This is a genomic window from Flavobacterium sp. C3NV (genome assembly GCF_046825355.2).
Lineage (GTDB): Bacteria > Bacteroidota > Bacteroidia > Flavobacteriales > Flavobacteriaceae > Flavobacterium.
Genome location: NZ_JBKQBJ020000015.1, coordinates 1 through 15,475 on the forward strand (window position 1 = coordinate 1; position 15,475 = coordinate 15,475).

Genomic DNA, 15,475 nt, shown 5'->3' on the forward strand with positions numbered 1-15,475 from the left:
GCAAAGAATTATATGATAGGTTAGTCGAAAAAGGAAAGGCTAAGAAAATAGCTTTAATCGCTGTAGCAAACAAACTGCTCAAACAAGCATTTGCCTTAGCATCAAAAAATGAATACTATTTACAAAATAATTAAAAATAAATTTGCTTTTAAACACAGTTCATTTCGACGAAGGAGAAATCTCCGCAAGTAACTCCGTAAAAATTGTCAAAATTTGTCGAGCTTCTAGCGGAGATTTCTCCTTCGTCGAAATTGATAAACTTATCCTAAAAAAAAAACGACATTAAAATGTCGCTCTTTTCTATTTTCTATTTTCTATATTCTTTATTCTATTTTCTTTACTCTATACTCTTTACTCTATACTCTTTACTCTATATTCTTTACTCTATATTCTTTACTCTATATTCTTTACTCTGATGTCTCCAATTGCAAAACAACATTCTGATATCGTGTACTTAACGAAAACAACTGCTCTGCAAAAATCATAATGGCAAGCGGAATAAAGAAAAACGAAATTAAATTTTCTACATATAAAAAGTACGTAGTAAACATAAAAATACGGGCATATTCAAGATAATACATCCATTTTCGCTGTTCTAGTAATGCTCCACAATTGACTAAAGTGATAAGGATAATCGAAAGCACAAAAACCTTATCAACGACATTCAAATATTCAAAATAATACGTAAAAACCGTTAGAAACAAAGTACACACCCCTAATTGAATATAAAGATAATTCTTAAATCGAAGCCTTTGATGCGGATTGGTTTTATCCTGCAGAAATCTCTTTTCTAATATAGGTCGAATATCCTGATCCATATGAGCCGGACTTCCAAAAACAGCTTTCCATTTGGCTTTAAAACCTTCAGAACGTTTCCATAATTCGTAGATTTCAAAGTAGTAATGAAAGTGCTGCCAAAGGAAACTATAACTTTTTAGCGGATGCGTTAAACCGTATTTTGGTTTTTCTTCTTCTTCCTGAAAAGTGCCAAAAAGACGGTCCCAAAAGGTAAACATATCGCCATAATTTTTATCTAAATATTTTTCATCAGATGCATGGTGAACTCCGTGAACCGATGGTGTTACAAAAACATATTCCAGCCATTTTATTCGGCCTATAAGCTGTGTGTGCGTGAAGAAAGAATAAGCGCCGTGAACAATAAGCATTGTAATTACCATTGACGGATGAAAACCAACCAACGGAAGTACGCACCAAAATCCGGTTCTTACTATGGCCTGAAAAGTGGTAATTCTGGCTGCTGCGGTAAAATTAAATTCTTCGCTATGATGATGCACAATATGCGCTGCCCAGAAAAAATTGACTTCATGACCTAATCTGTGGTACCAATACCAAACAAAATCGGTAGCAAGAATCAAGGCAAACCAAACGAAAACATTGCTTGGGATATCAAAAATCCTGTAATTGTCATATATCAAATAATACAACTGATAAAAGCTTGCGGCTATAAATAAATTAATCAGTCGCTCTGCAATACCAATGCTAATATTAGACACTGAACTTTCGTAATTAAAAATTTCCGGTCTCTTTTTGCGTTGCGCTAATTTATATTCTAAAAATAAGAACAGAAAAAAAGCAGGCATTGCAAAAGCTAGAAAATTAATATGTTTCATTTTAAAAATTCCTTTTTTGATTTAAAAAAAACTCAAATACATTTTACTAAAAACTTAAAACAAAGATATTTTCATCGATTAATACCTTCTCTTTTGAAAATAATAGTAATCAATGAAAACAGTCTTTATATGCTCAAACCTACTTTTTAGTTCTGCTTAAATTTTGGCTCAGCCAAAGCAACTTCTTTTACAGATTGTGTATCGGCTACTTTTTGCAAAGCAATAATATAAGCGGCAATACGAGGCGTTACATTGTGTTTGGCAGCGATTCTAAAAACAGTTTCAAAACCTTTTTCTAAAATATCCTCTAAGCGTGTATTAATCTGATGGATTCTCCAAGATTCTAAAAGCGAATTCTGAAGCCATTCAAAATAAGAAACAGTAACTCCGCCGGCATTTGCTAAAATATCCGGAACTACCAATACATTATTATGATGTAAAATTTGATCCGCATCAGACGAAACGGGTCCGTTTGCACCTTCTACAATAATTTTAGCGCGAATATCGTTGGCATTTTTTTGCGTGATTACATCTTCTTTAGCAGCTGGAATCAACACATCTACATCTAACAATAATAGATCTTCATGCTTTATGGCTACTGAATTTGGATATCCTTTGATGCTTTTATTATTGAGATTATAATACAAGATTAATTCCGGAATATTCAATCCTTCAGGATTATAAAAAGCCTCAGAAACATCACTAACAGCGACTACTTTAAGTCCTTTTTCGAACAAAAATAAAGCCGAATGCAAACCAACATTACCAAAACCCTGAATCGCCACAGTAGATCTTGCAGGTCTTAATTTTAGTTTTTGAAGTGCCAATAAGGTGATAATACTTACACCTCTTCCCGTTGCTTCTACCCTACCCAAAGATCCTCCTGAATGCAAATGTTTTCCGGTTACAACAGCATGAATTGTTTTGCCGTGAACCAATGAAAATTCATCCATCAACCAACCCATTTCGTCAGGACCCGTGCCCATGTCTGGTGCAGGAACATCTTTTTCCGGACCAAAAATATCCGCTAAAGCTTTCGTATACGCTCTTGTAATTTTCTCTAATTCACTTTTAGAAAGTGTTCTTGGGTCACAAATGATTCCGCCTTTTGCTCCTCCAAACGGAATTCCGGTTACAGCAGATTTCCAGGTCATCCAGGCAGCAAGTGCTTTTACTTCGTCAAGATTTACGGCATTATCATATCGAATCCCTCCTTTTGATGGCCCTAAAGCCGTATTATGGATTACACGATATCCTTCAAAATTTTGCTCTTTCCCGTTATCTAACGTAATCGAAAAATTAACAACAATTTGTTTTTCCGGTCGTTGCAGTTTCTGCCTGATTGATTCATCCAGATTTAAGATATCCGCAGCGATATTAAAGCGATCAATCATCGATTGAAAGGGATTCTGTTTTATTAATTGTGTACTCATGATATATATTTTTTTAATTTGGGTTTATTGGGTTTAGAAATTGATCCATTAAAAAAGTCCTTTTGATAGTTACAAAGAGCTTTTTATTATTTTAATAATTACTACAACTGCAACATGGAATTTTCATCAGACAACATTCCATCATACTATTTGTATTTCTATTTGATCTCATTTTATTCATTTTTTAATGGTTCTAAAAAAAAAGCCTTTCATGGTGCATGAAAGGCTAAAAAAAAAATAACTAACAAGTTTTTCTCTATTAACGCCATTTCATCGCATCGTTTGACATGCAACACATCGTGAAGCTGCACATAAACGGGATGATATATAGACTAAAGTTTTTCATTGTCATTGCAAATCTATAAATTATATTTATAAATTCTATAGAATTAGTCGAGTTTATTTTAACAATTATTAAAATCAGCCTAAAACAAGCTGTAAACTAACCAATTAAGAGTGAAAAATAAATTATTTAAATTGAGAAATAACGATAAAAACAATCGAAATCAGGGCTAAAAAGATCCCTATAAAATTAATTTTAGACAATTTTTCTTTGAAAAAAAGCAAGCCAACAAGACTTCCTAAAACAATAACTCCCATGTTCATTCCCGCAAAAACTGTCGAAGGATTTTCGGCGAAAGCCTTATGAGCTTTTAAATAAAATAGAATATTTCCGAAATTAAAGATTCCCACCAAAGCCCCAAAAAGGATGTTTTTAGGTTCTAATTTTACCTTTTTAATCCCTATTTCATAAATAGAAATTACTATCGCTACCGATAAAGCAACACAAAAAACAACAAATAAAGAGGTTGGATAAGGCAAACTCGTATAAAGCGCTACTTGTTTGAAAAGGATATCAATCACTCCAAACCCCAGTAAAACTGCAGCCGGGAAAAACCATTTGTTTTCTGTGTTTGAAGATTGTTTTCTTAGAATAAACAAAAGAGCCATAAAACCTATAATGATCCCGATGACTTTATAAGAATTAAATTCTTCCTTAAAAATAAGCCATGCTGCCAATATGGGTATAAATAGAGATAAACGTTGCGCCGCATCTGTTTTTACGATCCCCATATGTTTTATAGAAGCCACCAGAGAAAGCAATACAAAAGGCAATAAAACCCCAATAGCAATGTAAATATTCCACGGTGCACTTGCATCTACTTCGGCCAGATTTGGACTAAAAGTAAAGTAACAAAGCGCTAAAGCAATCGTATAATTGAAAGTCACAATTTGCGTTGGATTGCCTTTGTATTTTCGGGTTATTTTAAAAATCACGCCAACAATTACACTACACAAAATACTTAAAACAAGAAACAACATAGGATTATATTTTGAGCACAAAAATAGTGTTTAAACTCCTTTGGTTTTATTTTTTATTTCTTTTATTCCTGCCTTTTTTATTTCTAACTGTGTAATTTTTCTTTTTTTATTTGTAATAAATTCCACGGTAGTATTGTTATTGTCTGAGCGGAAAAATTTGGTTGCAGATTCCGGCAGCAATTCGATATTATAATCATTGTAATATAACTTGTTATCTTTCTTTAGAATTTTAATATCTCCATAATCACCAATATACTGATCATAAACTTTAGTGTCTATTGCTGTTTGAATATGTTTGTATGGATTTTCTACTTGCTTCCCAAAACATATTCCGGCAAGACCATAAGCAATGTAATATGACTTTGATTGGTTGTTGGATAACACCGTAATAAAAACTTTATCTTCAGTGTATTTATTAAACGAAGTCATCGCTCCAAAAAAACCTCCATCATGCGCAATTAACTCATGATTTTGATTATAAAACGGATTAATTACAACGCCAAAACCAAAATTCTGCTCATTATACGACGTAAACATTTTCTTTTTTGATTCCTCTGTCAATAAAGTTTGGCTATCAAAAAGTGCTTTATTCCATAAATTCAAATCTTCAACAGTAGAATAAATGCCATCGTGCCCCAGATTAAAGTTCCAGTTGATGTACGGATTTTTTACTAATTTATTATTGTTAAAATAATAGCGCTGAGTCATTTTATCTACTATTTCATCGTTATTCGAAACTCCTGAATTATACATTTTTGCTTTATCGAATATATTTTGTTTTAAATACGCTGCATACGATTGTCCGGATACCTTCTCTATAATTTGTGCCAATAAATAATAACCAATATTACTGTAAGCTGTGCTCGTTCCAGGCTCAAACAACAAAGGCTTTTTTGCCAGATACGTGTAAACCGAATCTTTATTAAGATCTGTTTTAGACAAATACAACTCATCATAATCCATATCCAGACCAGAATTGTGGCTTAACATCATCTTTAAAGTTATTTTGTCTCCTTTAGGAAAACCAGTAAAATATCTATTTAAAGGATCCTCTAACGAAAGTTTTTTATGTTCTGCCAACTGCAAAATAGCAACAGCTGTAAATTGCTTCGAAACCGAAGCTAAACTAAATTTTGAATCTTTCGTATTTTTCACTTTCCATTCGTAATCAGCAAAACCATAGGCTTTTTCTAACAATATCGAATCGTTTTTAGAAATCAGAACTGTACCGCTAAAATCATTAACAGCAAATTGCGCATCCATATATTGTTCTAGTTTAGTACTAAGTTCTTTTTGTGAATATCCAAAAGTAAATACCAACAATGCGATAAGAGTTAATCTTGATTTCATGCTACTTATTTTTACAATTAATGATTATTTTATTGAGAGTCTTATCCAGCTGTGCGATTTCTTCTAACGATAAACCGTCAAGTGCCGTTTCTCTGTTAGACTTAATAACAGGTTGTATCAGTTCAAGCGTTTTTAGTCCTTTATTGGTGATTTCGAGATTAAATTTTCTTCGATCATCCCGATGAATGGTTCGGTTTAAATATTCATTTTTAACCATCAGTTCGATCATTCTCGTAATTGATGCGTTATCCTTAAAAACAAGATTGGCCAATTCGTTCTGAGAAATATTCTGATTTTCATTTAGTATAATCAATACCAAACATTGGTCTACAGTAATGTCTTTTACTACTTTGCTAATGTTTTTCTGCGCCAGCTTTCGATATTCCTTTATTGCTTTTTCTATTGAATACAAAGCAGTTCCGGTTGGGTTTTCAAGTTTCATGTTTTTTTGTTTGATGCAAATATAATTGATATATCAATATAAATTAAAATAAATAGTCATTTTGTAAAAAAAATTTTTGCTGTAAGTTAAAAATGAGATTTTAACCGCAAAGAATTTTAACGCAATCCCGATAGCTATCGGGAGCAAAGTTTTTTATAAAGTAACTTTTAATAAAAGTAAAGTCCGCAAAGCTTTGTGCTGAACCTGCCTTGCTAACTTTGCTGTAAAATTCTCATTTCGTTTTAGAGTTACTTAATTTACCGCACATAAAGTTTAATCATGCAGCTTTTAATAAAACACAAAGTTCGCAAAGCTTTGTACTGAACTAGCTTTGCGAACTTTGCGTTTTCTAAACGAATATTAGGTAAAAATCTTAGCGCGCTTTGCGATAAAACTCTCATTTTTCTATTCTCTATTTTCTTTTTTCTTTTTTCTAAAAACTAATCACTTTTCAACCAGCCTGTAATACTCATTCTTGTATTTTGAGTCACCAAAACTTCATGAACCAGTTCGTTGCTTTTAAAGAAAACCGTTTTGCCCTGAGTAGGCGAAATTTTCTGATTGTTATTTTCCTGATGAATCAATAATTCTCCGCCGTCGCTTTCCTGCCAATTGCTGTTCAGGTAACTGATCATAGAATATTTACGGCTTGGATTATTCTTAAACTGATCTAAATGTTTCAGATAAAAATCTCCGGTTTCGTACAAAGAATAATGAAATTCGTAGCCCGTAATTCCGGCATAACAGCTTTCATTCAAATAAATAATAAAGGCATCGATTTGAGCAAAGAACTCGTTTTCGAACACGTTATTATGTTTTTTATCCAGCCAATAAATCGAATCACTTCTAATCGCGCCGTCATAAGACACTTTCTCCGAATTGCCAATTCCGGCAGCCATCAACAAACTTTTCTCGTTTAAGTCGAGTAAATTTTGTTTTAAATGATTCGCCAGTTCAGGACTTAAAAAATGTTCTGATATCCCCACTTTGTTTTCAATATAACTCGCAATCAGATCTTCGAAACCATTTTCCATTTTGTTTTTGGGAAAACTGCAAATACAGCTAACGGAGCAAGGTAGAGTAATTAAAAATGGTAACGGGTTTATTTTCAACAAATAAAAGAAGAGAAATACTTTGGGCGAGCCACCATCCCGATAAGAGGGCTAAATTTACCATGCGCGTATTCGCCCTCTTATCGGGATGCTGTCGGGCTATCCGCGCTACAAGGTAGCTAGCTTCTATCCCTCTCGCGAGCGAACGGGCGTAGTATCCAGTCTCAGTTTTCAGTCTCAGTTTTCAGTCTCAGTTTTCAGTCTCAGTTTTCAGTCTCAGTCTCAGTCTTTGTCGTTGTTTTTAGCCAGTATTATCATCCTTACCAAGAAAGGATCATACTAGAAACTCTGTAATAAAAATCGTCGTTTTTTATAGAATTATGTTTGTGAGTCACTTCTCGATAAAACTATGGCAATTTTTTTACGGATTGTTTTGTCAGGCTGAGCGAAGTCGAAGCCCATTTCAATTGGAGCGCCCTTCGACTCCGCTCAGGGTGACAAACTTAAAAATTAGCCAAAAAAACTAAAATAAAAAACCCGACAGGTTTTAAAACCTGTCGGGTTTGACTTGTAATACGCAATCTTAAATTAATAATTTATAACTTATAATTTATAACTTATAATTTACTAATATAACTTCCGTACATATCTTTAAACTGATGTCCTTGTGCAAAGCGATCTTTGCTTAATTTTTTATATTCTACCAATCCCCATAAAATAAATTCTTTAAAGAAATATTCGTCTTTTTTATCCAATTGTGGCTGATATTTTTTCAATAAAGTTTCTAACGGAGTAACTTCATCTAAAATAGCCTGATATTCCTTATCCGAAGCATCATCTAATAATTCGAAACCACTTTCGGCAAAAAACCATTCGATTAAGTCTGAATATGGTGTTTTTGCGTCTGGTTTTTCAAGCTTTTCTATCTTAGGTAAAAGTGTTGGAAATAACGTTCTGATAGCTGAACCTATTAAATTGTGCGCAACAAATGCCGCTCCCTCCTGCTCTCCTTCATAAACCAATTCGACTTTTCCGGTAATCGCAGGAATAATCCCGATGAAATCAGACAAACGTAAAGTCGTTTTATCTACTCCGGCTTTCAAGGCGCGACGTTCTGCCGTGCTCATTAAATTCTCGAAAGCAGTAATACTCATTCTAGCGCTTACTCCGCTTTTATTGTCGATGTATTCGCTGTCACGAGCTTCAAAACTTATTTGTTCTAAGATATCTTTGGCTAAACTTGGCACATAAACCAATTTATGTTGTGTTTCGTCCAGTTTTGCCTCCTGTTCAGTAATTGTTCTCGCAATAGCTACACTTTCAGGATAATGTGTCAGAATTTGAGATCCAATTCTATCTTTTAATGGTGTTACAATACTTCCACGGTTCGTGTAATCTTCGGGATTTGCTGTAAAAATAAATTGCATATCAAGTGGCATTCTCAGTTTAAATCCTCTAATCTGAATATCGCCTTCCTGCAAAATATTAAACAATGCAACCTGAATTCTGGCTTGTAAATCAGGTAACTCGTTGATTACAAAAATACAACGATTCGCTCTCGGGATCATACCGAAGTGAATTACGCGATCATCAGCATAAGATAATTTAAGATTTGCTGCTTTTATTGGGTCAACATCTCCAATTAAATCGGCTACGGTAACATCTGGAGTAGCTAATTTCTCGAAGAAACGTTCGTTTCTGTGCAACCACGAAATTGGAGCTTCATCGCCTTTTTCGTCAATTAAATCTTTTGCAAAACGAGAAATCGGATTCAACGGATCGTCATTGATTTCAGAACCTGCAACAAACGGAATGTATTCGTCTAATAATTCGACCATTTTACGCGCCAAACGCGTTTTTGCCTGACCGCGAAGTCCTAATAAATTGATGTTGTGACGAGATAAAATTGCACGCTCCAATTCTGGAATTACGGTATTTTCGAAACCGTGAACGCCTTCGAAAACCGGTTTCCCGGATTTGATTTTCTCACGAAGATTATTTCGCAATTCGTCTTTGATACTTATACTTTTATATCCTGAGGCTTTTAATTGTCCTAACGTGTTTATATTTTTTATTTCCATTTTTATTGAAATATGTTTTTGTTATTATTTTTTTTGAATGACAAATATTATGTCATTTCTTTGCGGGAGACGCACTGCTGTGCGCCTCTACGATATGCGTTGTGTGCAAAAGCGCTTCGGCTTCGCTCAGCGTGACAGCTGTAGACTGAGACTCAGACTGAAAACTACCTAACTCTCTTCTTCCTGTTCGTCTCATAATCTTCAAAAATCATTTCGCCCAAACCTTTAAGTCCGGTGTAAAATGCTTTTCCCTGATTGGCTTCTGTAAAATGATTGACAAAACGCTGCAAATAAGGGTCGTTTGCAATCATAAATGTTGTAATCGGAATATGTAATTTTCTGGCTTGTTGCGCCTGAGTGTAACATTTATCTACAATATATTCGTCGAGTCCGTTACTGTTCATATAATACGAACCGTCACGCTCGCGCACGCAGCTTGGTTTCCCATCGGTAATCATGAAAATTTGCTTGTTGGTATTTCGTTTTCTGCGCAAAATATCCATTGCCAACTGAAGTCCTGCAACCGTGTTTGTGTGATATGGACCTACTTGCAAATAAGGCAAATCTTTAATTGGGATTGTCCAGGCATCATTACCAAAAACCAAAATATCCAGCGTATCTTTTGGATAACGTGTCGTAATTAATTCGGCCAAGGCCATAGCCACTTTTTTGGCCGGCGTGATTCGGTCTTCACCGTATAAAATCATACTGTGGCTGATGTCGATCATCAAAACCGTACTCATTTGGGCTTTGTACTGGGTTTCTTCGACAACCAAATCATTTTCGGTCAGCATGAAACTTTCTACACCATTATTGATTTGGGCATTTCGAAGACTTTCGGTCAACGAAATACGTTCTAAACCATCTCCAAAATTAAATTCTCGGAATTCTCCGGTATGTTCATCGCCATTTCCGGCATGTTTGGTTTTGTGATTTCCTGTTCCGGAACGTTTTAAATTCCCGAAAATCTGATCTAAAGCTTGTTGACGAATGGCGCGTTCTGTTTTAGCAGTGATTCCAAAACCGCCCGTTCCATCTTCTTTGACCTCGTCTTTTATGTAACCTTTCTTTTTTAAATCTTCGATAAAATCATCGATTGTGTAGTTTTCGTCGGTCAGTTTATATTCTTTGTCCAACTCCCGAAGCCAGTCTATAGCTTCATCAAAATCCCCCGAAGTATGGGTTATTAGCTCTTTGAAAATGCCAAAAAGTTTTTCAAACGGAGACTGAAATGGGGCTTCGTACGTCTTAAAATAAAAACCTTTTTTAAATTCGTTTTTCATAATTCTAAAATTACGCTATTTTAGAATTATGAAAAAAGAAACGTTTATTAATTTTTAGTTAAAGTATTTCAATAAAATTAGCCCAAATTGGCAAGAAGTCTACTAATTATTCAAACTTTCCGTCAACATAATACCAGGCATTATTTTCGAATCTGAAGGTCGAAAATTCGTAATGCACCTGAGGCTGATGGTTTGAATCGAAGAAATATGCTTTAAATTCTACTGTGTTTTCAGTAGAACTTAAAATCTCCAGTTTCTGCCATTTATTGCTTGTTGCCCATTTTAGGATTTCTTCTTTCGAATAATATTTTCGTTCAGAAACATAGGTAGTTTCCATAAGATAATCGGCATTATGAGTGGCATACGCCGAATATCTTGAACGCATCAAAGCCAAAGCTGTTGGTGCTTTTTGATTGTTTTCGAGATACAATCCGCAGCAATCTGTAAACAATAATCCGGTATCACAAAAGCATTTATTCTCCATCAACCTGCTCTTCGCCGTTAATTTTTACGTGTAACTGATTCAGCAAAACCTGATATCTGCTGATTTCTCTTAGATCTTCATCTTCTTCTGCATGATCCAGCATTTCGTCTAAAGTTTCGTTTACTTCAAGCAATTTGTTATTGGCGTCTCTATTGTTTTTTGCAGCAATTAAATCTATAATTTCCTGTACGCTTACTTTTAAATCTTCGAATTTCATATCTATTATTTTGTTATTTTTTGTTTCAGGTTTCAGGTTTCAAGTTGCTGAGCATAACTTGAAACCTGAAACAAAGAAAACTTGAAACCTTTTTATTCCTGCGCTTTGTCTTCGTTGAACTTTTTGATAATTTCTTTTAGTTTTTCTTTACGTGCAATTTCAGCCTGTTTTACTTTGTTTTGGGCTTTGTGCAATTTGTCGTTGTGCTTTTTGATATTCCTTTCGTTGTTGCGTCCCATTATATTTCTCTTTTAATTTCTTCTAAAGTTTTCTCGGTGTAAATCAATTCAGTGATAATTTGCTTTCGTAAATCATCGATATCATCATAATCAAAATGTTTTGCCCATGATGTTAGTTGCTGCAAATTCCGGATTTGTTTGATTCTTTTTGTGGTTTCAAAACTGGTTCTTAAAATTGGTTTTCCATCATATTCAGGATTCTTCTTGTGCTGATAAGTTACCGTATTTTTATCAAAGTCGGCTTCAATATAATAGAGTTTCTCTTCGGCATTATCAGGATAAAACTCATTCCAGTTGGCAAAACCTATTTTTGTTTTCGATTCGGTTTCCGGTTCACGTGCCACCAAACGCCATTTACTGTTGGCAAGTCTTCCCCAATGATTCGAAACGCGATACATTCCGGCTTCGGTATAATAATAGGTGCTTCCGGCTTTGCTTTCAAACTGTTTCTTTAAACCTTCAATTTCAGTTGAAAGTACTTCATGAAAAACACAAAATGTATTTTTGAACGAATTAGGATGTGGCTTGAAGTTTTTTTGCATGTGCAAATATACTGAGATTGTAAAGAACTCCCTAAAACAAACATAAATTGATTAACTTTGTACCTTTAATTTTAAAATAAAAAAGTCATGTCTAAAGATTCACAAGAAAAAATGTTGCAAAAAGGGGTTTATACAGGCATCATGGAGAAAGATGAAAACAACAATTATTTTTGTGGTGAATATCTTTTAGATTATAAAATCGCTCATGCTAATCATACTTTAGGGGAATTGATTACTATAAAATCTGTTATCGAAAATCCGAGCGATATTAGCTATGATAAGTATCCTAAGAAATCGAAAAATTTTCATAAAGCGAATCAGAAACCTGAGGATAAATAAGGTTTTGTTTCAGGTTTGAAATGAGAGTTTAACCGCTAAGAGCGCTAAGAATTTTCGCAAAGTTCGCAAAGCTTATTAACACAAAGCTTTGCGAATTTTGCGTTTTATATCAACTACTTAATTAAAAAACTTTGCGCGCTTTGCGGTTAAGAAACTTTTAGCAACTAAATATCTCACGAAAACTAAAGCCCTAGTCACGATAGAAGCTCCCTATTACTATTAATCAAACAAGAAACCTTCGTCTGGATATTCAGAATCAATATTTTAGATATTTTTCGAATATTTTTTGGTTCAAAAGTAAAAAGTTAAAAAAAAGTGTACCTTTGCAAAAAATTTGTCTTTTTGAACAATTAATTTCAATTTCAAACTAATAGACAAGTAGTTACCTTATTTATGAAAAAAATAGTTGAATACCGCAAGTTACTAAACGTAGACAAAACTGCAGAGTTAAAAGATTTAAAAACAATCTATCGTAATGCGATGAAAGAAGCTCATCCTGATAAATTTCAAGGTGATGATGCAGGTTTGAAAGATGCTGAAGAAAAAAGTAAGGCTATTATTGAGGCTTATCACTTTTTGGTAAGTATTAATCCTGAGACGATTAAAGCAAATTTACCTGAATACACAGAGACTATCGCAACTTCATCAATTACTGATTATAAATTTGTTGATGGTCGTTTGATTATCGATTTTTCTAACGGAAGTGTTTATGAATACATTAGTGTTCCTAAAGCAACTTACGTGAAAATGGTAAATGCTGATTCTCCTGGAAGATTCGCAAAAAGACACATTTTGAACTCTTTTACCTGGAGAAAGAAAACAAATCAAGAATAGATTTATACTTAAATATTTACAAAAGCACTCCCTTATAAGAGTGCTTTTTTTATGTCTAAAAATTAAAAAATTATCTATTTAGATTCATAATAATAATATAATTAAGAGTTTTGAATCAAATCAAGCCAACAAACACGCTGATTACATGAGAATTACGCTAAAAAAAACTATAACAAAATTTTAGGTTACAAAATTCTTTAAGTTTTAGATTTTTAGATACTTTTGTTGCACAAATCAATTAACTAATTAATTTTTTATAATGAAAAAAATACTTTTTTTACTAACCGCTTCTGTAGCGATTATTTCATGCAGTAAAGTTAAAGACGGAGAATACCTAATTACAGGAACTGCAACAGGTATTGAAAACGGAAAAACAATCATTCTTCAAGGTCAGGACCCAACTACTAAAATGGCAGTGGCTCTTGATACAGTAAAAGTTGAAAACGGAAAATTCGAAATAAAAGGAAAAGTAACTGAACCAGCTTTTCATACTTTAATTCTTCAAGGTGCTAATGGTCCAATTCCATTTATATTAGAAACAGGAGAAATTACTATTGCAATTGATAAAGATAGTATTCATAAATCTAAAATTTCAGGAACTTATAACAATGATGAGTATGTGAAATTTAATGAGGATTTAACTAAAACTCAAAAAAGTTTAATTGATTTTCAGAAAAAGAATACTCAAAAAATGCAACAAGCTCAACAAGCTCAGGATACAGCAACTATCAACGGTTTGATGAAACAATACATGACTTTACAAACTGAAGTTCAGGCTAACTCTAAAAAGAAATATTTAGCTTACGCTGAAAGCCACCCAAAAGCTTACATCTCGGCTTTGATTATTCAAAGTATGGTGTCTGACCCAAGTGCTGATATTAAAAAGACAGAAAGCTTATTTAATGCTTTGGATGAGTCTTTGAAAAACAGTACTACAGGAAAAGAAATTAAAACAAAACTAGGTCAAGCGCAATTACCTGCAGTTGGTGCATCAGCAGCTCCTGTTGGTAGCCCTAACTGAAGAGCAGATTTTTCAGCTCCTAATCCGGAAGGAAAAGTTGTTTCGCTTAAAGAAAGTTTAGGCAAAGTAACAATTGTAGATTTCTGGGCTTCATGGTGTGGACCATGCAGAAAGGAAAACCCTAATGTTGTAGCGATCTATAAAGAACTACACTCAAAAGGATTAAATATTATTGGTGTATCATTAGATAAAGAAAAAAGCAAGTGGACAGAAGCTATCGCAAAAGATGGTTTAACCTGGACGCATGTTTCTAACCTTAAATTTTGGGAAGAGCCAATTGCTAAACAATACGGAGTAGAATCTATCCCGGCGACTTTTATTCTTGATGCATCAGGAAAAGTGGTTGCTCAAGACTTAAGAGGTCCTGAATTGAAAGCAAAAATATTAGAGCTTTTAGCTAAATAAGACCAATTTCAGAATAAAACAAAAAATCTCCCTAGTGGAGATTTTTTTTGCTTTGTACTATAATTGAAAATAACCCGGAATTGAATGTAATTCTGACTCCGTACATATTTAGAGGTTTTATAGTAACAATAAAGATTTTTACAACAAATTGTGGTATGTGCTAAAAATAATGTGTTAGACGGCTTAAAAAATATTCATCAAGAAGCAATGACAATTAAAGTTTGTATCTTATTTTTTGAAAAACTAATTGTACGTCATAACATGAAGAATCTATTTTTAATTTTTATTCTTGATTTTATCAGGAAAATTAGTTGTTTGGGAATTAAGTTTCCTAAAATTAAAAGCAAAAAAGAATAATTAACACTTAAGAATAATCTTATATTTTAAAATAAACTAAAAAAATACACTTATTCGAGGTTTTTTATTTTATTCAATTCCAACGAATTAAAAAATAACTTTAAAATAACTTAAAATTAAGTTCATTTTTTGTTTGTAAACATGAAAAACGTTCCTATATTTGCAACCGCTTAGAACAACAAAGCGCACTAACGCTGAGATCGGGGAGATACTCAAGCGGCCAACGAGGGCAGACTGTAAATCTGCTGTGAAAACTTCGCAGGTTCGAATCCTGCTCTCCCCACAAAAAGGGTAAAAGAAGTAAAAAGGTCACTTTTTCAATCTTTTCAAAAACCCATAAAAAACGTGGTAAAACCTGCAAATCCTAGGATTCGCAGGTTTTTTGCATTTAAGGCAGTTTTCAAACTTTATAAAAATGCCCGAAATTTCTATGGCAGAATCG

The 15,475-nt window shown here is 33.6% G+C and carries 15 protein-coding genes, 1 tRNA gene and 2 pseudogenes; 6 read left to right on the plus strand and 12 right to left on the minus strand.

The window, feature by feature from the left end; translation table 11 throughout:
- Positions 1-134, plus strand: a pseudogene (locus tag ACIDC4_RS19030) (IS110 family transposase); the annotation flags it as partial.
- 273 nt (positions 135-407) lie between these two features.
- Here the strand turns inward: ACIDC4_RS19030 and ACIDC4_RS19035 are convergent.
- The 12 genes from ACIDC4_RS19035 to ACIDC4_RS19090 all read right to left on the minus strand — a co-directional run bounded on the left by ACIDC4_RS19035 (position 408) and on the right by ACIDC4_RS19090 (position 12,077).
- Positions 408-1,631 carry a sterol desaturase family protein gene (locus ACIDC4_RS19035; protein WP_412043945.1) on the minus strand — a complete coding sequence of 408 codons (1,224 nt, stop codon included), beginning with the start codon at positions 1,629-1,631 and terminating at the stop codon, positions 408-410.
- Positions 1,632-1,777: 146 nt separating this feature from the next.
- Positions 1,778-3,064 (minus strand): Glu/Leu/Phe/Val family dehydrogenase, encoded by a 1,287-nt coding sequence (locus ACIDC4_RS19040; protein WP_412043946.1) that lies wholly within the window; start codon positions 3,062-3,064, stop codon positions 1,778-1,780.
- A gap of 468 nt (positions 3,065-3,532) precedes the next feature.
- On the minus strand, positions 3,533-4,387 hold the full coding sequence (locus ACIDC4_RS19045; RefSeq protein ID WP_412043947.1) for an EamA family transporter: 855 nt from the start codon (positions 4,385-4,387) through the stop codon (positions 3,533-3,535).
- Positions 4,388-4,417: 30 nt separating this feature from the next.
- The gene (locus tag ACIDC4_RS19050) at positions 4,418-5,737 is read right to left on the minus strand and encodes a serine hydrolase (RefSeq protein ID WP_412043948.1); all 1,320 of its coding nucleotides are present in this window, start codon (positions 5,735-5,737) and stop codon (positions 4,418-4,420) included.
- A 1-nt stretch (position 5,738) separates the two neighbouring features.
- The gene (locus tag ACIDC4_RS19055; protein ID WP_412043949.1) at positions 5,739-6,179 is read right to left on the minus strand and encodes a MarR family winged helix-turn-helix transcriptional regulator; all 441 of its coding nucleotides are present in this window, start codon (positions 6,177-6,179) and stop codon (positions 5,739-5,741) included.
- 440 nt (positions 6,180-6,619) lie between these two features.
- Entirely contained in the window at positions 6,620-7,213 is a 594-nt protein-coding gene (locus tag ACIDC4_RS19060) for a 2OG-Fe(II) oxygenase (protein WP_412043950.1), read from the minus strand.
- Between the two features lie 635 nt (positions 7,214-7,848).
- Entirely contained in the window at positions 7,849-9,312 is a 1,464-nt protein-coding gene (locus tag ACIDC4_RS19065) for an AAA family ATPase (RefSeq protein ID WP_412043951.1), read from the minus strand.
- A 164-nt stretch (positions 9,313-9,476) separates the two neighbouring features.
- A complete protein-coding gene (locus ACIDC4_RS19070) occupies positions 9,477-10,595 on the minus strand; it encodes a vWA domain-containing protein (RefSeq protein ID WP_230039497.1) in 1,119 nt (372 codons plus the stop codon).
- A 106-nt stretch (positions 10,596-10,701) separates the two neighbouring features.
- Complete coding sequence (locus ACIDC4_RS19075; RefSeq protein WP_412043952.1) at positions 10,702-11,079, minus strand: YchJ family protein; 378 nt, start codon at positions 11,077-11,079, stop codon at positions 10,702-10,704.
- A complete protein-coding gene (locus ACIDC4_RS19080) occupies positions 11,069-11,296 on the minus strand; it encodes a hypothetical protein (RefSeq protein WP_412043953.1) in 228 nt (75 codons plus the stop codon). Before ACIDC4_RS19080 ends, ACIDC4_RS19075 begins: the two co-directional genes overlap by 11 nt.
- 92 nt (positions 11,297-11,388) lie before the next feature.
- Positions 11,389-11,535, minus strand: a complete 147-nt coding sequence (locus tag ACIDC4_RS19085) for a hypothetical protein (protein ID WP_089069566.1) — start codon at positions 11,533-11,535, stop codon at positions 11,389-11,391.
- Positions 11,535-12,077 (minus strand): hypothetical protein, encoded by a 543-nt coding sequence (locus tag ACIDC4_RS19090; protein ID WP_412043954.1) that lies wholly within the window; start codon positions 12,075-12,077, stop codon positions 11,535-11,537. Before ACIDC4_RS19090 ends, ACIDC4_RS19085 begins: the two co-directional genes overlap by 1 nt.
- A gap of 87 nt (positions 12,078-12,164) precedes the next feature.
- Between ACIDC4_RS19090 and ACIDC4_RS19095 the strand changes: the two genes are divergently transcribed.
- From ACIDC4_RS19095 to ACIDC4_RS19115, 5 genes and pseudogenes are all read left to right on the plus strand, one after another.
- Positions 12,165-12,416, plus strand: a complete 252-nt coding sequence (locus ACIDC4_RS19095; RefSeq protein ID WP_089480432.1) for a hypothetical protein — start codon at positions 12,165-12,167, stop codon at positions 12,414-12,416.
- A gap of 393 nt (positions 12,417-12,809) precedes the next feature.
- On the plus strand, positions 12,810-13,250 hold the full coding sequence (locus ACIDC4_RS19100; protein WP_412043955.1) for a KTSC domain-containing protein: 441 nt from the start codon (positions 12,810-12,812) through the stop codon (positions 13,248-13,250).
- 259 nt (positions 13,251-13,509) lie between these two features.
- Positions 13,510-14,271, plus strand: a complete 762-nt coding sequence (locus tag ACIDC4_RS19105) for a DUF4369 domain-containing protein (RefSeq protein WP_194618277.1) — start codon at positions 13,510-13,512, stop codon at positions 14,269-14,271.
- A gap of 18 nt (positions 14,272-14,289) precedes the next feature.
- Positions 14,290-14,676, plus strand: a pseudogene (locus ACIDC4_RS19110) (peroxiredoxin family protein); the annotation flags it as partial.
- 559 nt (positions 14,677-15,235) lie between these two features.
- Positions 15,236-15,316 (plus strand) — tRNA-Tyr (locus ACIDC4_RS19115).
- Positions 15,317-15,475: the final 159 nt, after the last annotated feature.

Coding starts and splice junctions, on each gene's coding strand:
- ACIDC4_RS19055 (WP_412043949.1), bottom strand. CDS start 6,179: ATGAAACTTGAAAACCCAACCGGAACTGCTTTGTATTCAATAGAAAAA.
- ACIDC4_RS19050 (WP_412043948.1), bottom strand. CDS start 5,737: ATGAAATCAAGATTAACTCTTATCGCATTGTTGGTATTTACTTTTGGA.
- ACIDC4_RS19085 (WP_089069566.1), bottom strand. CDS start 11,535: ATGGGACGCAACAACGAAAGGAATATCAAAAAGCACAACGACAAATTG.
- ACIDC4_RS19045 (WP_412043947.1), bottom strand. CDS start 4,387: ATGTTGTTTCTTGTTTTAAGTATTTTGTGTAGTGTAATTGTTGGCGTG.
- ACIDC4_RS19070 (WP_230039497.1), bottom strand. CDS start 10,595: ATGAAAAACGAATTTAAAAAAGGTTTTTATTTTAAGACGTACGAAGCC.
- ACIDC4_RS19075 (WP_412043952.1), bottom strand. CDS start 11,079: ATGGAGAATAAATGCTTTTGTGATACCGGATTATTGTTTACAGATTGC.
- ACIDC4_RS19060 (WP_412043950.1), bottom strand. CDS start 7,213: ATGGAAAATGGTTTCGAAGATCTGATTGCGAGTTATATTGAAAACAAA.
- ACIDC4_RS19095 (WP_089480432.1), top strand. CDS start 12,165: ATGTCTAAAGATTCACAAGAAAAAATGTTGCAAAAAGGGGTTTATACA.
- ACIDC4_RS19040 (WP_412043946.1), bottom strand. CDS start 3,064: ATGAGTACACAATTAATAAAACAGAATCCCTTTCAATCGATGATTGAT.
- ACIDC4_RS19065 (WP_412043951.1), bottom strand. CDS start 9,312: ATGGAAATAAAAAATATAAACACGTTAGGACAATTAAAAGCCTCAGGA.
- ACIDC4_RS19100 (WP_412043955.1), top strand. CDS start 12,810: ATGAAAAAAATAGTTGAATACCGCAAGTTACTAAACGTAGACAAAACT.
- ACIDC4_RS19090 (WP_412043954.1), bottom strand. CDS start 12,077: ATGCAAAAAAACTTCAAGCCACATCCTAATTCGTTCAAAAATACATTT.
- ACIDC4_RS19080 (WP_412043953.1), bottom strand. CDS start 11,296: ATGAAATTCGAAGATTTAAAAGTAAGCGTACAGGAAATTATAGATTTA.
- ACIDC4_RS19035 (WP_412043945.1), bottom strand. CDS start 1,631: ATGAAACATATTAATTTTCTAGCTTTTGCAATGCCTGCTTTTTTTCTG.
- ACIDC4_RS19105 (WP_194618277.1), top strand. CDS start 13,510: ATGAAAAAAATACTTTTTTTACTAACCGCTTCTGTAGCGATTATTTCA.